Origin of the sequence: Methylobacterium sp. 092160098-2 (genome assembly GCF_028920805.1) — a bacterium.
Classification (GTDB): domain Bacteria; phylum Pseudomonadota; class Alphaproteobacteria; order Rhizobiales; family Beijerinckiaceae; genus Methylobacterium; species Methylobacterium fujisawaense.
The window spans coordinates 259,464-282,416 of the sequence record NZ_JAQPZJ010000001.1 but is presented as its reverse complement, the minus strand read 5'-3'; the positions used below and the strand labels follow the sequence as shown (position 1 = coordinate 282,416).

The following is a 22,953-nucleotide window of genomic DNA, read 5'->3' as shown; positions in this document are numbered from 1 at the left end:
GGCTAAATTTTTGGCTGCTTACACCCTCAGACGCAGGCCTGTCCCGCGTTTCATGCCGCAAGGCAACAAGACGACGAGGCGAGGATTGTCTCGATGCTACCCTCGCTTCGACCGGTGAGGGATGGCATCGGATTATGCGCTCGCCGAGCGGATCCCGGATGCTGCCGACCCTTGGAAAGTCCGTTCGCCGATGCGCCTCGTCCTGGCCACCCTCACCATCCTGACCGCCGCCTTCGCGCCTTTGCCGGCGCTGGCATCGTCCGGCGCCGAGCGGATCGGTACCATCGAACAGCGTCTCGATCGCGCCGGTGCCGTCCAAGTGTTCGGCCTGCAAGCAGGACTCACCCTTCGGACCGGATCAGCCGGGGGCATGCGGGCTACCCGCCACGATGCCCCGAACGATCCCGCCCGGGTCTCGACGGCCGAGGGCGTCGGGCACGCCGACACCCTCATCGTCCGTGCCGCCGACGCGGATCGGCTCGGTGACAGGCGGTCCTGCGAGAACACCAGGCGCGCCGTGAAGGGCATGATCGGTACGCTGTCGTAGCCCGACCCGATTGCCGCAGGTTCAGTCACCCACGAGAGCACCCCAATGAATCAGTCCCTTGGGACAGCCCTGACACGCCCGTCGGGGCTGGCCATCGACCGGCCGCGCGCGCTGGCGCGCCGGTTCGGAAACGCCGCCGGAAGCCGGGCCTACGACCTGTTCGTTCCGTCCGGATATGCAGGGACACCGCTTCCGCTGGTGGTGATGCTGCACGGTTGTTCGCAGACGTCGCGCGACTTCGCCATCGGTACGGGAATGGACGCTTTGGCGGAGGCGCAGGGCTTCCTCGTCGCCTATCCCGACCAGCCACGGTCGGCCAACTTCGCCAAGAGCTGGAACTGGTTCCGGGATGAGGACCAGAGACGTGGCCGGGGCGAGCCGTCGATCATCGCCGGTCTGACATGCGCAATCATGGCCGAGTTCTCCGTCGATCCGTCGCGGGTCTATGTCGCCGGCCTGTCCTCGGGCGGTGCGGCCGCCGCGGTGATGGCGATGATGTACCCGGACCTCTACGCGGCGGTCGGCATCCATTCTGGATTGGCGTGCGGTTCGGCCGGCTCGATGTCGGCCGCCATCGCCACGATGCGGCGGGGTGCCTTGCTCCGGCCGGTACAGGCCGCGCATCCCGTGCCGACCATCGTTTTCCACGGAGACAGGGACACGACCGTCTCGCCGGTCAACGGTGATCAGGCGCTCGCCCAGGCGCAGCCCGAGGGACGACTGACCGTTACCACCGTCGCGGGACGCTCGAAGGGCGGGATGGCATATACGCGGAGGGTCCTGACCGAACCGGACAGCCAGTGGTCTTCGGAGCACTGGGTCCTGCACGGCGCTGGCCACGCCTGGGCCGGCGGCCACCCGGCCGGCTCGCACACCGATCCGACCGGTCCGGATGCCAGTGGCGAGATGCTGCGCTTCTTCCTGTCGCACGCGAAGCACCGTCAAGCGCACCGCCACTGACGCTCTTCAAGGATGCGCCAGACTGGGCGGATTCTTGAGGATCGCGCCTGAGCCGACCTTTCTGTCCAGGTTTTAGACCGATGGGCCGGCTCGGGCCGGAGGCGAGGGCGGGCAAGGGGCGGCTTCGGGCGGGCTGACACAAACTGTCGCTTCGCGCGGGGGACCCGGCGGACCGACCGTTGCAGACGGTGCGGGATGAGGAACGAGCCGGGCCCCAATGCGGTTCATCGTTGAATGGAAACCTATGTCCTCGTCGTCGCCGGGTTCGGTGTCCTGGTGCTTCTGACGGCATGGCTGCCGATGGTGCTCCGGGCCCTTCCTCTGTCCCTGCCCATCTGCTGCGTCGGGATCGGGGCCGCACTGTCCGCCATCCCGGCTGTAGCCGACATCACACCCCATCCGAGCCTGCATCTGAAGCTCATCGAGCATGCGACCGAGGCCGTCGTCGTCATCTCGTTGATGGGCGCGGGCCTCAAGATCGACCGGCTCATCGGCTGGCGGCGCTGGGCTGTGACGTGGCGCCTGCTCGGCATCGCCATGCCGCTGACCATCCTCGCCCTGACGGCTTTGGCATCGACCCTGCTGGGACTCGGGCTTGCCGCCGCGCTTCTGCTGGGTTCATCCCTGGCACCCACCGACCCGGTCCTCGCGTCCGACGTTCAGGTCGGTCACCCGGCCGAGGATCACGAGGACGAGCCGCGCTTCGCCCTGACTTCCGAGGCCGGGCTCAACGACGGCCTCGCCTTTCCCTTCGTGAACCTCGCCATCGCGCTCGCCGCAGGCGGCGGATTGGCCGGCCTGTCCTGGTCGCACTGGTTCGCGGTGGATGTCCTCTGGAAGATCGCCGTGGGTGCCGTGCTGGGCGCGATCATCGGCCGTGCCCTCGGCTGGCTGACCTTTCACCTCCCGAACCTGTCGAAGCTCTCCCGAACCGGTGACGGCTTCGTGGCCCTGGGAGTGACCTGCCTCGCCTACGGCATCGTCGAAGCCGCAGACGGCTACGGCTTCATCGGCGTGTTCGCCGCGGCCCTAGCCCTTCGCTCATCGAGCCGGGGCCATGGATATCATCGCAAGATGCACGACTACGCCGAGGAACTCGAACGCCTCCTGATGATGGTGCTCCTCGTCGGCTTCGGCGCCGTGCTCGTCGGCGGCGGCTTACTCGAGGCTCTCACCTGGCAAGCCGCTCTGTTTGCCCTGATCGCCCTGCTGGTCGTCCGTCCTCTTAGCGGATGGATCGGCATGCTGGGCAGCGACCGAGCCCTTGAGGAGCGCGCAGTCGTGAGCTTTTTCGGCATCCGGGGGCTCGGGACCGTCTACTATCTCGCCTATGCGTGCGGACAGGCCACGTTCGAGCGCGCGGACCTTCTCTGGGCCACAGCCGGCCTGACGGTTCTGATCTCGATCCTGATGCATGGCGTCACCGTCACGCCGACGCTGCGTTTGGTGGACCGAAGGATGGGACGGGGGACGGAGAGCTCACAGCTCGGCTTGGTGTTCACGGCACCCCCACCCTGAAGCGGCCTCGGAACCAAACCGTTTCCCGAGCCCTCCAGTCATGAACCGCGCCGGGTTTTCCGGAGGCTCCAACGCCCGGGAGATTGGAGCCAGGACGCCGAATATTACGCCCGTTCGCCGAGGTTCGCGAGCGGGCGGTCCGGCCGGTCCGGGAGCATGAGGGCGAGCACGGCTCGCAATGGGCTGCATCCGGTCGATCGACCCATCGATGGCCCACGCCCATGCAGCGCGGCCGGCCGATCCGAAGCGGCTGCCGGCCCGAGCCGAAGGAGACGCGCGGTGGCGCGCGGCACGATGGCCCGGCCGATGCGGGGGAGGGGCCTGACCGGCGTCGTCCGACGGCGCAGGATCCGCACCACCGGTCCCGATCCGGCGGGGCCTCGTCTGCTTCTCCGCCCGCGGGTCGCAGCGATCCTTGGACGCTATCAGTTTCGCCACTCTCGAACGGGTCGATCGGTTCTACCACCGGCGGCGGCTCGAACTGGTCGACCTCCGGGAAACACGGCGTGGCTCAGAAGGAACGGAGCTTTGAGCGTTTGGCCCGTCGGCTAAAGCGCCGAGGGGCCGCGAATCCAACGCGGCAGCTCTTCGCCCACACCCGGCATTCGATCAGGGCACGCAGACGCGCCGACGCGGTTCCGGACCGGCAACAGCAGGCGAGCTCCTTGCATCCTGTGATCCGAGGCTTGCTGTTGCACGGCCGGAGCACCGGGCCGTGTCGGTCACCGGATCGGCACGATCATGCGGAAATGGAGACCGGCATCGTCGATGGTCCGCTGGAACTGACCGGCCAAGCTGCGTTCAATGGTCTGCGTGAGGAGCCGCGATCCAAAGCCGGTGCCGTCGGCCTTGGCGGTTCCTGACGGAGCCGCGCCTTCGGTCCAGTCGAGGGTCAGGGCGTGATCGACGACACGTCCGACCAGGTTCAGGGTGCCTCCAATGGCGAGCGCGCCATACTTGGCCGAATTGGTGGCGAGTTCGTGGAAGATCATCGCGTAGTCGTCGACCCTGTCGGGGGCCGCCACGGCGGCGTCCTCGATATCGACCGCGATGTTGGCGCCCTGCAGGTACGGCGACAGGATACGCGCGGCGAGGTCACGCAGCCGCACGTCGCCCTGCTCGAGCCCGTGCGACCGCGTCGCCAGGGTGGTCGCCTCGTGTAGGACGTGGAACCGCCGCGACAAATCCTCGGCGAAGCTGGCGGTGGACTCGGCCTCCCGAGCGACGATGTTGGTCAGCGCGCGGGCGACGGTGAACATGTTCGATACCCGGTGCGCCAGTTCCAGGGTCATCAGCCGCTCGGCCTCCTCGGCACGCTTGCGGTCGGTGATGTCGAGGAAAATGGCCTGGATCCACGCGCCGACCCGGCCCTCGTCCCCGCCGATGCCGCGGGCAGAGATCCAGCGGACGTCCGGGTCTTCCCCGATGCGGAAGTCGAAGCTGTAGGCCTTCGGGCTGGTCGCGCTCGCGAACCAGTCGAGCATCATCTTGGGTCTGTCCTCGGCATTCACCTTGGCGAACAACGCGTCGATGCTCACCACCGGCTCCGTTGTGCCCCAGAAGGCCATGCAGAGGCCGTCGAGCCGGGCGAGGCGCGCCTCCGGGGCCCAAGCCCACATCCCGACGCCCCCCCGGTGGATGGCCGCGGTGAAGCTGGCGAGCGTCCATTCGTCGCCAGTCAGATCCGTGCCCTCGACCATGCTGCTTCCCAAACCGCACCTGAAGTTCTTGGCAGGCGCATCGCTACCGTGACGGTACGAAACGCTGCCCCGCGGCCTTTGCTCCGGACCCGATCACGCCCGTCGAACCGGAGTCACAGGTCGCCCTTCCTGGGATCCACCAGCCGTCCGTCCGCGACACGCGTCGTGAAACCACGGGCGTCGAAATAAGCCAGCACTGGCATGGTCATGTTCCGACTGATCCCCGTCGCCTCGCGGAAGCGGCCGACCGTCAGGAGTGCCTGCGGATGGTCCGCCGCCACCGCGCATGCTCGCGCCGCCAACTCGGCCAGGACGCCCGGCAGCACGTAGTAATGCCCGGATATGCGCCGCAGCCATCCGAGCCGGCCGAACCTGTCGAGATGCGGCCGCAGGGTTTCCGGCTCCCGACCCACCTGTTCCGCGAGGTCCGCGAGGCGCGGTTGATCGAGGCCAGCCGCCTCCAGGCGGATCCTGACCGCCTCGTAGAGAGCGGCCTCCGGCGGAGCAAGGCGGACTTCGTGGCCGGGCAGGTGGTAGAGATGCTCCCGCCGAAGAATACGGGCGTCCATGAGCAGCCGATCGAGGGCAACCCGCAGAGCGGGACGCTCCGGCAGCGCCACAGGCGCGCCGATCTCCTCGGCCGACAGGCCGGGATTGTCCGGCTCCGACCGGTGTGCGGCGTCAAGACGTGCGACCACGGTTTCGCCGAGTGCTGCGATCCGCGCGCCGGCGTATCCCCGCAATCCGGCCGGCCCCGCTATGGCGACGACGCCGTGCGCGCACGTCAAGGCTTCCAGGGCGGGCCTCGGGATATTCCGCACGCGGGCGAAATGGTCGAGGTCGACTCCTGCCTCGCTCACGTCGAGGAGGCTGGTGAGCGCCGCCGCATGATCCGGCGTGTCCAGCGCCGCGACCACCGCGCGTCGCCCCGGCGCCCAGGCTCCCCGGCGGGGTCCCTCGATGTCGATGACCCGGCCGCCGCCGAGCGTGCGGGCGGCGGACGCGTCGCGTAGCACAAAGCGGTCCCCGTGCAGCGCGCCGAGGCTGCCGTCGAGGGCGATCCGTGCGTGCGCCGCCGCGCCGGGCTCGACCGCGATTCCGGGTGACAGGAGCACCCGTCCGGTCACGGACGCCGCCCCGAGATGGATGTGGACGGGCGTGCGGTGACGCAGCGGACGCGCCTCGCCCGGCAGGACGCGCAGCGCCACGTCGAGATGGCTGGCGGGGCCGTGGAGTTGCGGCGCCAGGATCCAGTCACCCCGGTGGATACCCGCGCGGGACAGGCGGGGACCGGACAGGTTGATGGCGCAGCGCTGACCGGCCTCCGCGACATCACACGGTTCGTTGCCGGCGCGCAGGCCCCGCACCCGCGCCTCGAACCCGCTGGGGGATACGACGAGATGATCGCCGACCCGGACGGCGCCGGCATGGATCGCCCCCGTGACGACGAGGCCGGCGCCGACGACGGTGAAACAGCGGTCGACCGCGAGCCGGAACTCTGCCCCGGCGGCCCCAGGGGACGGGCTGGCTGCAGCCTCTTCCAGGTACCGGGCAAGGTCGGCGATGCCGGTCCCGCGCAGCGCCGAGCAGGCGATCATGGGCGCTTGGAGCGGCGCGTTGCCGGGTGCGTGCGCGAGGCCGGTGCCGGAGAGCGCGACGCGGACCTGCGCCTCGACTTCGGACAGGCGACGGTCGTCGACCCGATCGCTCTTGGTGATGGCGACGACCGCCCGGCGCAGGCCGAGCAAGTCGAGGATCGCGATGTGCTCGCGGGTCTGGGGCATCACGCCGTCGTCGGCTGCGACGACAATCAGCGCCAAGTCGACGCCCGTGGCGCCGGCCACCATCGTACGCACCAGCCGCTCGTGACCAGGCACGTCCACGAAGCCGACGGTTCGGGTCCCAAGACGCGTGTAGGCGAAGCCCAGATCGACGGTTATGCCGCGGGCCTTCTCCTCCGGCAGACGGTCGGCGTCGATCCCGGTGAGCGCCTTCACCAGAGCCGTCTTGCCGTGGTCGATATGGCCGGCGGTGACGACGATCACGCTGTGCTCGCTCCGGATCAGAAACACTTTCCTGGGGTGGCGGCGCAGGAAGCCCCGCGCCGCCTGCCGCTTCAACCCTTAATCCGGGTCTCGGCAAGCTCCGACATGCAGGTGTCGTAGGGCGTAAACGCCACGCGGTCCGACACGGCGAACAGCGTGTAGGGCGCGTACAGGAACAGGGCCTTGGCCTTGTCCTGCAGGTAGCGCTCGACCGCCCGCACCACCTCCTCCTGCTGCGGCTCGTGCGGCGTGTGCAGGAGCTTGTCGTAGAGGGCGTCGAAGTCCGGATCCTCCGGACCCTGGCGCAGGGTTGCGTCCTTCCCGAAGAACTCGCGGTGGACGCAGGCCACCGGATATTGCGGCGTCCAGTCGAAGTACCATTCGAGCTTGACGTCGAACTCCTCCGGCGGCTCCTCCTTGGCACTGACGAACCGGCAGCCGAGCCCGATCTTCGCGAGGCACTGCCCGATCGCCGCGACCACGCCCTCCCAGGCCGGCGAGGCGACGAACACGAGCTCCCGCCCCCCGATCCCGGCAGCCTCGAGGGCGCTCTTGGCGGCCTCGGGATCGTGCGGGAACGGCTTCATCTCCGGATCCGCCCCGTAACGGCCGGGCTGGATGAATGCCGGGATGACCGTGCCGTAGCCGTGCGCGCCCTGGTGGAGCACGAACTCGCGGTCGATGGCGAGGTTCAAGGCCCGGCGGGCCTCCGGGTTGCGCCAGGGTGAGTCCGGACGATTCTCGTTGAAAACGCCCGTCAGGATCGTCTTCGCCTTCTTCGTCTGGATCTTTCCATGCTCGCTCGCCGGGAAGGCGTGCGCCTCGTCCGGTGTCAGATCGAAGACCACGTCGACCCGGCCGTCACCGGCCGCTACCGACTTGATGCCCTCCGTCTTGCCGATCACGTTGTCGTAGATGATCCGGGCCGTCGGCTTGCGGTCGGGATTCCAGTAGGTCTTGTTGGGCTCCATGACCACGCGGTCGGAGCGCGAGTCGATCAGCGAGACGCCTTCGGTGAGCACGAACGGGCCAGTCCCCCACGGACCAGGCGCGTCGATCACTCACCAATGGCCTTCGGCCGATCCCGTCTTCGGGTCGACGAAACCCCATTCGTCCCAGAATCGTATCGAGGGCAGATGCATGCCCCGCAGCTTCATCAGCGCTGCGGAGTCGCCGCCGGGGAAGCGCATCCGCACGGTCCGGTCGTCCACAACCTCGCAGGTGACGTCCCGGGCGAAATTCAGGAAGGCGCCCGGCGGGTGCGGGTTGGTCCATTCCTGGACCTTGTCGAAGCCGAGTTTGAACATGCCGGCGTTGAAGGGCTCGCCATCCTGATAGACGGCCTGCCGCATGGTGAGTTCGAGCGTCTCGCTGTCGAGCCAGCGCCAGGACTCCGCGAGGCTCGGCTGGCCGATGCCGTCGTGGTCGACGCGGTTGGCCTCCTCCATGGTGTTCCACGTGATGGAGAGCCAGTTGACCGGCGACGGATCGACCACCGTCACCGTGTTGTGGGGTCCAAAGGGCTGTCCGCCGACCGGATCCCCCGTCGCATGTGCGTCCATGTCTCCTCCTTGTTTCCATGCTCCGCATCACGTGCGGGCACCGTCCGGGACGGTTCGAGCCGGATCAGGAGAAAGATAGCGCGCTACCGCATTGCCCTCAATCGATCCGCTTATACCAGATGGCTGGATCGCCGCTCTGTAGAGGAGGGCAGGGGTCTTACGCCGGTTTCCGGCTTCGCGCGCTTGGCCGATTCTGGCGGCCGCGATGTGACCGGGCTGAGAAGACGGCGACGGCTGTCCGCAGGGCCGACATGCGTCGGTAGGGGCGCGCACATGTTTCCGGCGACTCTTCTCCGGGACAGACCAACGGTTCTGGGCGAGCTTCCACCCCGACACAGAACGCGGGAAAGTGTCTCCGTCGGCTAGAGCGGCGTGGATCCGCTTTGGAGAAACCGATCGAAGCGACCACCATGAACAAATTTCGGTTCTCTCCACGATAACCGTACCCCGCGGGGCTGAACTCGATCCCAGCGTCGAATATTATATTTTGGCGCGCAACTCTGACTCTGATGCACTTCCGCTTCTCATCCAGGCCTTGGGCCAGCGATCGTGGCCGCACCACCTCAGCATAGCTGCCGCGGTCGCAGGGACTGATCTGGATCGAGGCGGTCTCCTTCAGCCAAGTCTGCCCGGCGGCCGGCCGCGGCCCGGAAGAGGTCCATGACCACGATGTCGATGGGCTCCCCGGTGGCCGACGGGCCTTGGACCTCGCCGGTTTGTCTGCCCTGGAAACGCGGCCGCCCTCGACGACAGGCCACCACGCAGGTCTGCGGCAAGCGTGCGGATACCCGCGGGGCCGCGCACCTCGAAGTCGAGGCTCGGGTCGGGTCAACGAGATCAGGTGCGATGTTGCCATCCCACCGAATCTCGTTGCGGTCGCGGACGCTTCAAAAAAGGCGCGGACGAGCCGCGCCCTGTCATCCATCATCAGCGCAGCGCGCCGGGCTCGTGGATCGGGCAGCGGTTGAAGCGCTCGCGGAACTCGGCCGAATGCCGGTAGGGGGCGTTGCGGGCGCGGTTGACGTTGCCGAGCGGCCGATGCGCGGCGAGCCCGGTCCAGACGCTGAAGCGCATCTCCTCATCGACCGCCTGGACCCTGCCCGGGTGCCAGCTGTCCTGCGGCTGGACACGGACGACGCCGACCCGCTGGAACGGTGCCTCGTCCTCCTTCCACTCCACCGTCGGATCTTCGACCGGCTGGCGTTCGAGGTCGCGGCAGAGTTGCACGCGGAACTCCCATTCCCCGGCGATGCCGGCCATCTCGGACTGGACCGTCTCGCGGATGGCGTTCGGGCGGCCGGAAGCGTCGATCTCGGTGCCGGTGAGGGCGGTCAGCGCCGGGGCGACGGGGACCAGCGAGAACTTCGCGATATAGTCGCCGTACCGGAACGGGGTCAGGCTGTTATAGGTCTCGCCAAGTGGGTCGACGTTGGGGGCTCCGCCGAGGGAGCCGATGGTGGGGCTGTCGATACCGACCGCGTGGAGGGCCTTGTTGACCCCGCGCAGCACGGTGGAGGCGGCGACCTTCAGCCCCTCCACCCGGTCGGTCGTGCCGGCGAGAAGCTTCAGGCTGCCGAGGAATTTCTCGGCGTTCGGCGCCTGGAACACCGTGCCGTTGACCATGATGAAGTTCTGCGTTGTCCCCTCCGCATCCGGGAGACGCTCGCCTTCGACGTCGAAGACCTTCAAGGCAATGCCCCTGGGTAGGGAGACGGCGTCAGGCAGGATGTCACCGGCGTTGGTCGACATCCGCATGTAGACCTTGTGCTCGCCCGCTCGAGCGAACAGGCCCTGGGCCAATTCGGGGGGCAAGTCCGCATCGATCGTCAGCGTACCTTCGAGGATGCCGTGCGATTTGGCGTGGACCGAGCGCACCGCGTGCCCGGAATCCTCCGCGACCCTGGTCAGGATCTTGTCGAAGGCTGCGTTCAGCTGTTCGATGATCTGCCCTTCGTCTGGCCTCACCGCCTCGACATCGGGACTGTATCGCACGGGTGGTTGCACGGTCTGTCTCCTGCTGTCTCCTGGCGACGGCCGAGAGAGAACAGCCACGGGTAGCTGACGTTCCGGATTGCGCGATATTCAATCGCCCATGAACGAACTATGGAACGTCCGCCGGGCGGATGGCTTATCGGCGGCGCGGCTTGCCAATTCGCGCCGGAGCTATCGCCTTGCGCCTGCCTCCCATTCCTCTCGCCCGACGAAGCGGCCGTTTACGACGCGGCCACCGCGCTCAACGCCGGCGGCGTGTTGCCGGGGCCTTTCTACGCCCGTGTCCAGGCGGCCTTCGGACCCCGGGGCATCGCCGAGTTGATCCACCTCGTCGGCCTCTACGCGATGGTGTGCACGACGCTCAACGGCTTCAACGTCCCCATCCCGGACCAGCAGGTCGATCCCGCGCCCTGACCGCGGCCTTCGTCAAACACTCCCAGAGGCGAGCCACACGCCGAGGAGACGCTCATGACCTACCTTCGCTATGCCCTCGACATCGAGACGCCGGCGCCGGACGAGCAGACGTCCATCGACGGCATCATCCAGGGGATGACCCAGCAATCGCAAGTCGTGGAGAAGCGCCAGCATCACGCGGTGCGCGCGAGCCACGCCAAGAGCTCGGCCTGCGTCGTCGGCGAGTTGGACATCCCGGAGGGCCTGCCGCCCGAACTCGCGCAGGGTCTGTTCGCCAGGCCGGGGACACACAAGGTAGCCGTGCGCTTCGCCCAGGGGCCGGGCGAGACTCTGGGCGACCGGGTGTCCACCCATCGCGGCATGTCGATCAAGGTGTTCGGAGTCCCGGGCGAGAAGCTGCCCGGCCACGACGTCGACACCCAGGACTTCGTGCTCGTGACCGGCACGACCTTTCCGTCCGGGACGGCAGCGGGTTTCCTGCGTGACGGCACGGTGATCGGCAAGGCGACCGGACTGCCCGAGGGTGTGAAGAGTGCGGTCGCCGCCACCGCACGCAACCTCAACCGGATGTTGCATGCCTTCGGCACGGAGAGCGCCATGGCCGACTTTCTCGGCCATCCCTACAGCCATCCGCTCGCCGACAGCTACTTCAGCCAAGCCCCGATGCGGTTTGGCGACTACGTCGCCAAGCTCGGCGCGGTCCCGGCTTCGCAGGCGCAGTGGGACTTGGCCGAATGGCGGCTCGACCCGCACGGTGACGAGGACGGTTTCCGCCATGCAGCCGCGGCGTTCTTCCGCAACCACGAAGTGGTCTTCGAACTGAAGGCGCAGCTTTGGGCCGATGCCGAACGCCAGCCCATCGAGGATGCCTCGGTGGACTGGCCGGTCGCGATCAGCCCGTACCGCACGGTGGCGACGCTCCGGCTGCCGCGCCAGGATGCCTATTCCCCCGAGCGGGTGCGCTACTTCGATGAGGTGATGACCTTTCGGCCCGCGCACAGCCTCTCGGAACACCGTCCGCTCGGTTCGGTGATGCGGGCACGGCTCCAGGTCTATCGGGCCCTCAGCGATTTCCGACATCGCGCGAACGGTGTCACCGGCGAGAACACGGCCACGCCGGACAGCATCCCGGCTTGAGCATTTGCCACTACGCCGGAACGCGGGGTCGCGCCAGCAGTCAGTCTGCATTGAGAAGCATGGGTGCCTGAGTTGCCCATCCGCAAATCAGCGACCATTCGGTGGAGCTGGGTTCACCGAATACCTGCTTTCAGGATGCTTGCTTCTTCAACGGAATGACTGGGTTGCGTCGGGAGAGATCGTCCGCCTTTATGGCGAGCCTTTTCCGAACCAGGCATAACGCTCACAAACTGACTACGTCACGCCGGTAGGCCGGCGCGCGCAGGACTGTATGGTCCCGGAATGTGGTGTGACGGATCGAGCTTGAAGCGTTTGGGCTGTTTGGTCCAGACCTGAAGGACATGCTCGTAGGGCGTGAGGCCACAAAGGGTCTTCAGCCGACGGGCATGGTTGTAGGCGTCGACGAAGAGCTGCAGGTGCGCCTGGAGCTGTTCGTGCGTGTCGTAGTGGTAGCGCTTGACCGCAGCGTCCTTGATGGTGCGGTTCATCCGCTCGACTTGACCATTGGTCCAGGGATGGTTGGGTTTGGTCAGGCAATGCGCGATGCCGTGCTCATGGCAGACGCGGTCGAACATGTGCCGGCTGTAGAGGGCAGTCGGGCCTGAGCGGTTGCGCGGGGCATGGCAGAATTGCACCCCGTTGTCGGTCAGCGCCGTGTGGATCTTGTACGGCACGAACGCGACCAGCGCGCGGAGGAAGTCTGAAGCGGTGTCGCGGTTGGCCTCCGTCTCCAGCTTGGCGAAAGCCAACTTCGAGGTTCGGTCGATAGCCACAAACAGGTAGAGCTTGGCTTCCTCCGTCCTGACCTCGGCGATGTCGATGTGGACGTAGCCGATGGGGTAATCGGCAAAGCGCTTCCTCTTGGGCTTGTCGCCCTCCATCTCGGGCAGGCGGCTGATGCCGTGCCCCTCAAGGCAACGGTGCAGCGACGAGCGGGTCAGTTGCGGAATCGTGGGCTGCAGGCCGTAGAGGCAGTCGTCCAGCGGCAACAGGGTATGCCGGCGGAAGGCGACGATGGTCGCCTCGTCCTCCAGTGTCAGGACCGTCGACCGAGCTTCTTTCGGCCCCATGGCGGCATCGGCCGTCGACTGCCGTCCGCGCCATTTCTGGATCGTCGTCGGGCTGACGCCGTGGCGCTTGGCCGCCGCTCTCACACTCTCTTGACGTAGCTGTATTGCGCGACGGATCGCCTCCGTCGTGCGGGCGCTGCCGTGGAGAATTTGGCCCATAGCCCATCCCTCACCGCATGGTGGTCAACCGTACCACCACATCGCGGGATCAAACACCTAGCGGGAACACCTCCGCCTCGTAGAGCATCACCCCGTCTCGGGGCGACATCGGCGAAGAACGGCTGTCTTCGAGCCAGACGGTCGTTCACGTCCTGGTCGCTTGCGCACGATGACGTTGCGCGGCATCGCCAGCCCCTTCGTCACCGTCAGCACGCTGCTGCCATGTAAGCCCCAGCGCTCCGTAAACCGACCTTATGCGACGCTCGATTCGAGTTGGGAGCGTCCGTTTAGAGGGTGCCGTCACAGCCCGTTGAATGGCCGGGATAGGCGCAAGGGCGAACGACCGGTTTCGCGCGCGATGGCGGTCAAGTACGACGGAGACTGGCCGCAAGTGGAAGGTGTGCTTTGAGATAGATCTGCTGTAAAGGCAGACGGGCCCGTCACCAACCGACTGGCGCGCTGAGCGGCACATTAATTTCATTCAATGCAGTAAATCTGCAGATGTAATCCAATCATATTTCAAAGTTATCTAAGAATGTAAATTCTGAAAATATTCATAAGCCGATCTATTAAATTTTTCCATCTTGACCGAAATCGAAGATAGATCAAAACTCGACAAGAAAAAATAATGACTTGATTGGAAGCTCGATCGAGTCGTCGTTGCCTTGAATCCGACAAAAATCTCGCCAGACAAAATATTATATTTGGATTTACCAAAACTCAATATGCAGAGTTGTTTTATAGCATCAAGGTCGCTCAGATTCGGGGCAATTTTGAAATATACAAAGGTTGACAGCCTGTGGAATATCCCTCCCGGTTGCTCGCCCCGTCTACGTAACTTTCCGTTGCCCTTTTTCAGGGCCAGGCAACCTAAAATATGCAAAATGCGATCGATCCCCCTTCACAGCGCCCTGAATATGGCTAAGCTTAGATCAGGACGCGGCCACTTCTGAGCCTGGTCTGTAGAGGGTGAGTTGATGCGAGGGCGTTTCTTGTTGTCGGCCGGCGCGGCTGGTGCGATCATCGCACTGGGTCTGGCTCCAGCGCCCTCCCACGCGCAAAGCGCGGGCGCCGTATTCGGCGGCTTGGCTGGAGGCGTCCTCGGCGGCGTCATCGCCGGCTCGATTGCCGCGCAGGCGGCGCGTGAGCGACCCGTCGTCGTTTATGCCCCGCCGCGCCGTACCGTCCGTGTCATCCATGAAGTGCGGCGCGTGCCAGCTCCCCGGCGGAAAGTAGTCCGTGCGAACCGTCAGCCCATGCAGCCCGCCGCCGGCCCGACGGGGGCGCAGGTCGTGAACGCGTCCGCAGATCCCTTCGCCTCGCCGCGGGGCAATGCCACGACCTCGATCAACCAGACGCGCTGAGAGCCACTTCCAAGACGCACGCCGGATCGACGCGCATGTCTCGCATGAAGGTTGCCTTCGCTGTTCTGGCGGTCGTCGGCGGCGTGGCTCACCCCGCCGCGGCCTCGCCCGCACCACCGAAGCTGACGGTCGACAAGAGCTTCGGGAAAGTCGCGGGCTGGTCCATCGGCTACAGCGAGAGCCTCGGCGGCTGCCTGGCGGCGGCGAGCTACGGCGACGGGACCACGCTGTGGTTCGGCTTCAACGGCGCCCGTGGCGCGTCGTACTTGGCCCTCACCAACGCCAAGTGGCGCTCGCTGGAGGTCGGCGGGCAGTACGAGCTCCGGATGATAGCGGGCCGCCAGAAGTGGCAGGGGACATTCACAGGGTTCGAGCGCGGGGACGCGCACGGGCTGTACCAGTCGGGGCTGAAGGAACGCTTCGTGGCCGACCTGTCCGCGTCCGGCAGCATCAACGTGATCTTCCAGGGACGTCAGATCGCCGTCCTGTCCCTCGTCGGATCCACGGAGGCCTTCGACGCCGTCATCGGCTGTCAGAAGGACGTGACGACGGCGGCCGCAAAGGCGGAGCCCGCGCCCGATAGCCCGCGCAAGCGCGAAGCCGGCATGACCAGCACCGGAACCGGCTTCTACGTGTCGGAACGCGGGCATCTGCTGACCAACAACCATGTGGTCGAGGCGTGCTCGGATATCTCTGTGCAGCAGCCCGGCCATACCGCCCTGCGGGCCCGTCTCGTGGCCCGGGACGCCGCCAATGACCTCGCGGTGCTGACCACCGATTTCCCGCAGAAAGCGGTGCCGCCGCTCTCGATTCGCGCGCGGCTCGGCGAGAACGTCTATGTTTACGGCTATCCCCAGAGCAATGTCTTGGCTTCGACCGGCAATTTTACCATCGGCAGCGTGACGGCGACGGCGGGTTCAGGCGACGACACCCGCAAGATTCAGATCTCGGCGCCGGTCCAGCAGGGCAATAGCGGCGGCCCCGCCCTCGATCAGTTCGGCAACGTGATCGGGGTGGTGCAATCGAAGCAGGTCGCGTTCGCCTCAGGCGATGTGCCGCAGAACGTCAACTTCGCAATCAAGTCGACGATCGCCCTCAACTTCCTCGAGGCGAACGGCGTCGAGGCGCCGATAAACGTGCGCATGACGGACCCAATGGACGGAGCCGCGATCGCCGAGAAGGCTCGCGATTTCACGGTCCAGATCACCTGTCATTGAGGCCGGCACGGCCGCAGCCGCATCCACTTGCGGCCGCTGCAGGTTTCGGCGGCGTCGTACCACGATGGGAAGCCCCGGGACGTGTGTGGCTTCCTCGCCATGGCGTGCGGCAAACACTCTGAGTCGCCGTGTACAGGCAGCTGCGCGACCGCTTTAACCACTTGAGATTGTATATGCGTTAACCCGCAAGCGCTTAGGTAGAAGCAGCAATCGTGTTCGAGAGACACTCTAGTGCTAGCCTTGAGCAGATCTAGCAGAAGCAAGCTAGTATTCACGATAAACCTTGTGTCCTCCGTGCTAAGCGCTGCGATGTCCTGCGGCGCGTCATCTGCACGCGACGGCGATATGGGTGTGGGGGTTATCCAGTCCTGCGACCATCTGGCGAGCGCTCCGTGGGATCCGGACGCCCCCGACGCACAGCGGACCGTCAAGTTCCGGGATCTGCGCGCCAGCGCGGCCGTCGCGGCGTGCCGGGCAGCAATCGCCGAGGCCCCGCGCCTGCGTCGCCTCCACTTCCAGCTCGGACGCGCCTACGACCGGCAGGGCGCAAACCACGATGCCTTCGAGGCCTATCGGCGCGCGGCCGAACTGGGCAGCGGTGCAGCCAAGGTCAATATCGGCATCCTCTATCAACAGGGGCGCCGATTCGAGAAAAGTGATGCCAAGGCGCGCGCTTGGTTCCGCGATGCGGCCGAGACAGGCATTCCGGAAGGGATGTACTGCTACGCGGTCGCCCTCGACAACGGGATCGGTGGCTCTCCGGACGCGGCGGCGGCCAGAGCCTGGTACGTGAAGGCCGCCGAGCGCGGCACCACGAAGGCGCGGGACGCGCTCGTGCGCCTTGAACTCGACGGCTCCGGCACGGGCGTGCGCTGTGATTAGCCGGCGGCCGCAGGCAGCGTGGGCGGTGCGGTCATGACCGGCGCCACGCGCTTCGTCGCCAGCCGGACGCTGACCGGACTCGATGCGGTGCGCCTCGATGACCGGCCGGTCATCGAGGCGTATGACCGGCTGCGGCGGCTCCTGCGCCAGCACGGCGGCGACGCCGCTGCCGAACTCTTCGCCGAACCGGTCATCTCGCGCAGCAACGGGGCGGCCGCGGCACGCGTTGACTGGTACACGAATCTCGAGGGCGCGATCCGGCCGCTCGCCGACCTCGATCCAGACAGTGCAGCCCGCCTCAGGCACCGCCTCGGGGCCGCGCTGGCGGCGCTGGAGCCGGTGCTGCGGGACCGCGAGGCGGGGGCGTTCACGGCGGCGTGCCTCAACCTCGCGGGACCTTCCGCCGTGCTGACGGTCGGGGACGTCCCGCTCCTCGTCGACTGGGGATTGCTTCCTCAGGGATTGGCCGCGGACGAGCGCGGACGCGTGCGCCATCACGCATCAACGCTCGGCGCGGTCGCACCCGAACAACTGCCCTATCCGCCGATCAGCCGTGAGGACTGGGCCGCACGCTTCAAGCCGACGGCTTCAACCAGCCAGGATCTGTCGCCCGGACCACGGCACGGGATCGCTGCGCGGCCGGCCTGGCGCGGCAGCATCGCGCCGGTCGTCGCCGCCGGGACGGCGGCGGCCCTGGTCGCGCTCTCCTACGTGCCGGGCGTGCTGGTCTTCCCACCGCTGCCCCGGGTGGTCTCGGCCGAGTCCAGGGCCTTCCAGACGGCCTGGCTCGACGGCCTTCGCCGCCGGCGCGATGCCCTCGCCGCGGCGGAAGGCTTCGCCTGCCCCCGTCTCCGGACGGAACTTCCGGGCCTGGTTCCGCAGAGCCCTGCGAATGTGCGCCTGCCCGCGGATCCGGCCGCCCCGCCCGCGGCCCGCGCCGCCGTCGAGCCGTCAACGTCGCCGGCAGAATCCGTTCGACCCGGCACGCCGGCTACCGACGGGCTCATCGACCGGCTGGAGCGCAGCACGGTCCTGGTCCTGGCCGGCGACGCGACCGGCTCGGGGTTTTTCATCGCGGACGATCTCGTCGTCACCAATCGCCACGTCGTCGAGGGCGCCGCAACGTTGATGATCGCCGGGCGGCACGCCGGCGTCGTCCCGGCGACCCTGGTGCAGGTCGGCGCTCCGGGTACCCTGACCGACTTCGCCCTGCTGCGGGTCCCGCCGCGCTCCGGGGGGCGGCCCCTCGCCCTCGCGAAGCCGGGCCGGCCGCTGACGCCGGTGGTCGCGGCCGGGTTCCCGGGCCTCTATCTCGGCACCGACCCGACCTTCGCGCGGCTCCGGGACGGAGACGCTGCCGCGAGCCGCGACTTGGTCCCGGTGGTTCAGACCGGCGTGGTCAATCATCTGCAGCGCTACGACGAGGCCGCAGTGACACTCGTGCTGCACGGTGCTGAGATCGCACCGGGCAATAGCGGCGGCCCGCTCGTCGACTATTGCGGCCGCGTCGTCGGCGTGAACGCCTTCGGCCGCACCGATGACCGTATGCCGGTCACCGCGCGCTACGCCCTTGGCGCCGACGGTCTCGCGGCGTTTCTGGCAGGCGCCGGCGTGACCTCGGCTCTCGACGACCGTCCCTGCGATCTCCAGGCGACACCCCGCCCGGCGGCGGACGCCGCGGTCGAGCCGGCCGAGGCTGCCGCGACGCCGCCCGCCCCGGCACCGGCCGCGCCCGCCGGCCAGACGGCCCCGCGGCCGGACGCGCGGACTGCCGCCCCACGGTCGGGGCGCGACGCCCGGCCGCCGGCACGCTGAGGGGCCGTCATCATGTCCGCGACCACGAAGCTCACCGAGACGCCCCGCCTCGGCCTCGACCCGGTCAATTCGAAGCTCGCGCAGCAATACGAGCAACTCGTCGACCTGCTGGCGCGCCGTCTGAGCCCGGCGCACGCGCACCTGTTCGCCGAACCCGCCCCCGTCGCGGTCGCCGGCACCGGACGTCCCGGCTTCGCGTGGTTCGCCGCATTCGACGGCGACGCGCGGCCCGTGACCGCGCTCGATCCCGCCGCCGCCACGACCCTGCGCGAGACCGCGGCCCGTCTGGTCGCCGAGATCACCACCTTCGCGGATGGCCTGGAGCGCGAAGGCGAAGCTTCGCGCGACCTCGCCCGTCTGCTGCGGGACGCGCTTGTTGTCCCGGACGCCGACCACCTGTGGTCGGTCGACGGCCAGCCGGTTCTGGTGGCCTGGGCTACCGGCGCGCCGGCTCGGACGGGCCGGCCGTCGCGCGGGGCGCCGCGATCACGGCGAGCGCCGCGGCGGTGGAAGCGCCGGCCAGTCCCTGGGGGCACCACCGGCGCCGCCTGCCGACACGGCCGGAGCGCCGCCGCCGCGGCCCGGCGTCCGGCTCGCGCCCACGCGGCGGCCATGGCTCGCGCCGATCCTCTGGCTCGTCTTCGTGCTGCTCTGCGGCGTCTTGGCGGATCGGCTCCTCCGCGCCTGCGCCGTCGGCAGCGGCGACTGGCCCGCCTGGATGCGCGCGGCGCTGCCCGATCACTGCCCAGCACCGTCGGTGGCCCTCGATCCCGACGGCAGCGCGATCCTCGCGGCGATCCGGACCACGGATGGCGCCGTGCGGGCCGCCGAACTCGCCCTCACGCGCCGGGCGCTCACCTGCGATGCGAGCTGCCCGGTGCCGCCGCGGCGGGCCGCACTCGAGGCCCCGCAGGTGATCCCGCCCGACCTCGCGCGGCGTCTCACCGGCATCGAGCGCGGGCAGGGTCTCGAACTGACGCTCGCGTGGGAGGGCGCGTCCGATCTCGACCTCCAGGTCGTCTGTCCGGACCGCACGCGCATCAGCTTCGACCACCGGGCCTCCTGCGGCGCCCGCCTCGTGGCCGACCAGAACGAGAAGGGCGGGAGCAGCGCCAGCCGGCCGGTGGAGCACGTGATCTGGGACGATGCCCCCGCCCCAGAGGGCCGCTACGGCGTCGAGGTCGGGCTTTTTGCCCGTCACGGTGAGGCGAGGCCGGAGATCCCGTTCCAGATCATCCTGTCGCGTCACGGCGAGGTCGTCGAGCAGCGCACCGGCCGGATCTCGGCGGAGAGGGTCGCGCAGGCCGTGCTGTCCTTCGACCTGCCGATTCCGGCAACGCCGCAGAGCGGGCCCCAGGCCCCGACCGGGAACGCTGCTGTGCCCTGACCGACCCGACGCCCAAAGTTGCTCCCTGACCCGCCGTCCCGCGTCACACGAGACCCGCCACCCGCGATGTTCGTCGACCCCGTCCCCTTCGGCCCCACATTCCGGCTGGTCCCGCACAGCGGCGTCCAGTTCGTGGAATACGCCTTCCACATCGACACGGTCGGCCGCCTGTCCCGCCGCTTCGTCGAGCGCGCTGTCTCAGGCTCGCCCGGAGCCGACGGACGCCGGACCTACCGCCTGCTCCCGACCTGGAACGAGGACGACCCGGGCGCCGACGCGGTCGAGACCGCGCAAGGCGACGACCGGGAATACGCGGTCGGCGAGCGCGGCGCCCTCGAGGTCTTCCTGGAGAAATGGACCCCGGTGCCGATGCTGCGGGTCAAGGCCGGAGTCGAGGGCGGCGAGGAACTCGACCTCGGACCGACCAACTGGGCGCGCGTGCGGATCGTCGAGGTCGCCGACCGGGCGCCGGACAGCCCGATCAGCCACCGGGTGATCTTCGCCTTCGACACCGAGCTGCTCGAGCGGCGCCCGAACCGGCCCTACACGGCGCCTTGCCTGGAGGATGCCGCCAACGAGCACGAGTTCCGCTTCGCCCACCGCTTTCGCGACATCGGCTGGTTCCTGGGCGCGGCCGGGGAGGACGAGGAGACTCGCCGGCTGGCGGGCTTCCAGGAATGGGTCCCTGCGTGGCTGATGGAGCAGTTCCGCGAGTTCAAGGCGGCGCAGCGGCCCGATCGCCCCCTGCGCGATACCGACTTCCCGAATGCGCTGGAGCATTATGCCCGGTATCTCGTCTTCCTCGAATACCTGCAGATGGCGGTCCGGCCCCGGACCCTGCGGCTGACCGATACGGTGACGGCGCAGCCGGCGATCCGGCCGGTCACGGTCGACCTGATCCTCGATATCGGCAACAGCCGCACCTGCGGAATCCTGATCGAGTCCCACCCCAACGAGGACCGGGTCGATCTCAACAACTCGTTCGTGCTGCAGCTGCGCGACCTTTCCGAGCCCGAGCAGGTCTACACCGAGCCGTTCGAAAGCCATGTCGAGCTGTCGCACGCCCGGTTCGGCCGCGATCACCTCTCGCGCCTGTCGGCGCGCCCGCGGGCGTTCTTCTGGCCAAGCCCCGTCCGGGTCGGGCCCGAGGCCGGCCGGTTCCGCGAGCTTGCCCAGGGCACCGAGGCGGTGGGCGGCCTGTCGAGCCCGAAGCGCTATCTGTGCGACGTCCGCCCGGTGAACCAGGAATGGCGCTTCCCCGACCGCGACTACGGCGCCGACGGGACGAGCCCGCTGATCGACCGCACGATCCGGCAATTCGTCAACAGCCGCGGCGACGTCATCGCGCAGCTCGACGCCGACAGGAAGCGCTACGGAATCCGGGTCCTGCCGGACGACCGCGTCGGTGCCTCGCGCCTGACCTTCTCGCGCTCGTCCTTCTTCACCTTCATGGTCGCCGAGGTGATCTGCCACGCCCTTTCCACCATCAACAACGCCGGTGTGCGGGAGCGGCGGCGCACGAAGGACGCTCCACGCAAGCTGCGCCGGATCATCCTCACCCTGCCGCCCGCCATGCCGGTCCAGGAGCAGCGCCTGCTCCGGTCCCGCGCCGAGGGAGCAGTCAAGCTCATCTGGCAGCTCATGGGCTGGGCCGACAATCCGCCCCCCGGCCTGACCCAGCCCGAGGTCCACGTCGCCTGGGACGAGGCAAGCTGCGTCCAGTTCGTCTACCTGTACGGAGAGATCACGCAGAAGCTCGGCGGCGCGGTCGACGGCTTCCTGCGCCTCGTCGGCCGCCCCCGGCCCTTCGCCGAGCCCAACACCACGCCCGGCCCCGAGATACCCCCGGAACCATCGGTGCGGATCGCCAGCATCGATGTCGGCGGCGGCACCACCGACCTGATGATCACCACCTACTACGCGGAGGGTAACCGGGCGATCAAACCGGTGCAGAACTTCCGCGAGGGCTTCCGGATCGCCGGCGACGACATCCTCAAGCGGGTGATCGAGCGCCTCGTCCTGCCCACGATCGAGGCGGCCCTGCGGTCGGCCGGGCATCCCGACCCGCACGCCCTGCTGCTGGAGCGCTTCGGCGGCGACCGCGCCAACATGGCCGAGCAGGAAAAGCATCTGCGGCGGCAATTCGTGTCGCGGGTGCTGGAGCCGATCGGCCTGCGGATCCTCGGCGACGTCGAGGCGGGCGCGGAGATCACCGCCCGCCCGTTCGCCGAGTTCTTCCCCGAACGCGGCGGCCGGATCCTGCGCCGCGCCCTGCCGCAGCAGCGCCTGCTCGACTTCCTCGAGATCCCAGCCCGCGCGGGCGGCGCGGCGGATTTCGCCCTGACCGACTGCGTCTTCGAGAGCCGGACCGACGTGGTCGGCGCCTGCGTGGTCGCGACGCTCGACCTCGTCCTCGACAACCTGTGCGAGGCCGTGCACGCCCTCGACGTCGACGTGGTCCTGCTCTCGGGCCGCCCCTCCCGGCTCCAAGCCTTCGTCGACTGCCTCGTCGACAAGCTGGCGGTCTCGCCGGACCGAATCGTGCCGCTCCACCAGTATCAGGCTGGCACGTGGTACCCGTTCCGAGAGCGGGACAACCGCCGCATCGGCGATCCCAAGACCACCACGGCGGTGGGCGGCATGCTCTGCGCGCTCGCGGAGGGCCAGCTCACCAACTTCACCCTGTTCACCCGCCGCCTCGCGCTGCGCTCCACGGCCCGCTACATCGGCGAGCTGGAGCTGAGCGGCCAGCTCCGCGACGCCGGCCTGGTCTTCCGCGAGGTCGATCTCGACGCCCCGGCCTCGGCCCGGCGCCAGGGCCCGGCGATGAGCGCGAAGCTCCGGTACTACGCGCCGATGCGCTTGGGGTACCGGCAATTGCCGGTGGAGCGCTGGATCGCGACGCCGCTCTACCGATTGCGGATGCGGGCCGGCCAGGAGGCGACGCAGCTGCAGCTGCCCCTCGAGATCACCCTGGAGCGCAGCGGCGACGGCCGGCCCGACGACGAGGGGCCGGATGCCCTGCTGCGCTCGGAATCGATGAAGGAAGAGTTCGAGATCACCGACGCCTACGACGCGGACGGTCTCGACGTCCGACGCAAGATCGAGCTCGTGCTCGATACCCTGGCCTCGGAGCAGGGATACTGGCTCGATACCGGCATCCTCGCCCTCGATTGAGATCACG

At 68.1% G+C, this 22,953-nt stretch carries 15 protein-coding genes and 1 pseudogene; 10 read left to right on the top strand and 6 right to left on the bottom strand.

Annotation, left to right across the window (positions count from 1 at the left end):
• Positions 1 to 121 precede the first annotated feature (121 nt).
• The 3 genes from PQI07_RS01290 (at position 122) to PQI07_RS01280 (ending at position 3,025) form a co-directional block, all read left to right on the top strand.
• On the top strand, positions 122 to 547 hold the full coding sequence (locus PQI07_RS01290; protein WP_244447728.1) for a hypothetical protein: 426 nt from the start codon (positions 122 to 124) through the stop codon (positions 545 to 547).
• 45 nt (positions 548 to 592) lie between these two features.
• Complete coding sequence (locus tag PQI07_RS01285) at positions 593 to 1,507, top strand: extracellular catalytic domain type 1 short-chain-length polyhydroxyalkanoate depolymerase (protein WP_182592592.1); 915 nt, start codon at positions 593 to 595, stop codon at positions 1,505 to 1,507.
• Between the two features lie 234 nt (positions 1,508 to 1,741).
• Entirely contained in the window at positions 1,742 to 3,025 is a 1,284-nt protein-coding gene (locus tag PQI07_RS01280; protein ID WP_182592593.1) for a cation:proton antiporter, read from the top strand.
• 722 nt (positions 3,026 to 3,747) lie between these two features.
• On the opposite strand, the gene PQI07_RS01275 is transcribed toward PQI07_RS01280, so the two are convergent.
• The 4 genes and pseudogenes from PQI07_RS01275 to PQI07_RS01255 form a co-directional block, all read right to left on the bottom strand.
• A complete protein-coding gene (locus tag PQI07_RS01275) occupies positions 3,748 to 4,725 on the bottom strand; it encodes an HWE histidine kinase domain-containing protein (protein ID WP_274925902.1) in 978 nt (325 codons plus the stop codon).
• Between the two features lie 113 nt (positions 4,726 to 4,838).
• Positions 4,839 to 6,845 (bottom strand): selenocysteine-specific translation elongation factor, encoded by a 2,007-nt coding sequence (selB, locus tag PQI07_RS01270; protein ID WP_274925901.1) that lies wholly within the window; start codon positions 6,843 to 6,845, stop codon positions 4,839 to 4,841.
• Positions 6,842 to 8,218, bottom strand: a pseudogene (locus tag PQI07_RS01265) (ABC transporter substrate-binding protein). Before PQI07_RS01265 ends, selB begins: the two are co-directional and overlap by 4 nt.
• A 1,041-nt stretch (positions 8,219 to 9,259) precedes the next feature.
• Positions 9,260 to 10,336 (bottom strand): catalase family protein, encoded by a 1,077-nt coding sequence (locus PQI07_RS01255; RefSeq protein ID WP_274925899.1) that lies wholly within the window; start codon positions 10,334 to 10,336, stop codon positions 9,260 to 9,262.
• 99 nt (positions 10,337 to 10,435) lie between these two features.
• Between PQI07_RS01255 and PQI07_RS01250 the strand changes: the two genes are divergently transcribed.
• Positions 10,436 to 10,738, top strand: coding sequence for a hypothetical protein (locus PQI07_RS01250; protein ID WP_274925898.1), 303 nt, complete (start codon positions 10,436 to 10,438; stop codon positions 10,736 to 10,738).
• A gap of 54 nt (positions 10,739 to 10,792) precedes the next feature.
• A complete protein-coding gene (locus tag PQI07_RS01245) occupies positions 10,793 to 11,875 on the top strand; it encodes a catalase family protein (protein ID WP_274925897.1) in 1,083 nt (360 codons plus the stop codon).
• Positions 11,876 to 12,114: 239 nt separating this feature from the next.
• On the opposite strand, the gene PQI07_RS01240 is transcribed toward PQI07_RS01245, so the two are convergent.
• Both PQI07_RS01240 and PQI07_RS01235 read right to left on the bottom strand, forming a co-directional pair.
• Complete coding sequence (locus PQI07_RS01240) at positions 12,115 to 13,104, bottom strand: IS481 family transposase (protein WP_043385432.1); 990 nt, start codon at positions 13,102 to 13,104, stop codon at positions 12,115 to 12,117.
• Between the two features lie 932 nt (positions 13,105 to 14,036).
• Positions 14,037 to 14,303 (bottom strand): hypothetical protein, encoded by a 267-nt coding sequence (locus PQI07_RS01235; protein ID WP_139231638.1) that lies wholly within the window; start codon positions 14,301 to 14,303, stop codon positions 14,037 to 14,039.
• A gap of 200 nt (positions 14,304 to 14,503) precedes the next feature.
• Here PQI07_RS01235 and PQI07_RS01230 point away from each other — a divergent pair, with 200 nt between their 5' ends.
• The 5 genes from PQI07_RS01230 (at position 14,504) to PQI07_RS01210 (ending at position 22,946) form a co-directional block, all read left to right on the top strand.
• On the top strand, positions 14,504 to 15,685 hold the full coding sequence (locus PQI07_RS01230) for a S1C family serine protease (protein ID WP_043755352.1): 1,182 nt from the start codon (positions 14,504 to 14,506) through the stop codon (positions 15,683 to 15,685).
• 309 nt (positions 15,686 to 15,994) lie between these two features.
• On the top strand, positions 15,995 to 16,567 hold the full coding sequence (locus PQI07_RS01225; protein ID WP_274925896.1) for a tetratricopeptide repeat protein: 573 nt from the start codon (positions 15,995 to 15,997) through the stop codon (positions 16,565 to 16,567).
• A gap of 33 nt (positions 16,568 to 16,600) precedes the next feature.
• A complete protein-coding gene (locus PQI07_RS01220; RefSeq protein WP_274925895.1) occupies positions 16,601 to 18,382 on the top strand; it encodes a trypsin-like peptidase domain-containing protein in 1,782 nt (593 codons plus the stop codon).
• 376 nt (positions 18,383 to 18,758) lie between these two features.
• Complete coding sequence (locus PQI07_RS01215) at positions 18,759 to 19,769, top strand: hypothetical protein (RefSeq protein ID WP_274925894.1); 1,011 nt, start codon at positions 18,759 to 18,761, stop codon at positions 19,767 to 19,769.
• A gap of 66 nt (positions 19,770 to 19,835) precedes the next feature.
• The gene (locus PQI07_RS01210) at positions 19,836 to 22,946 is read left to right on the top strand and encodes a virulence factor SrfB (RefSeq protein WP_274925893.1); all 3,111 of its coding nucleotides are present in this window, start codon (positions 19,836 to 19,838) and stop codon (positions 22,944 to 22,946) included.
• Positions 22,947 to 22,953 lie beyond the last annotated feature (7 nt).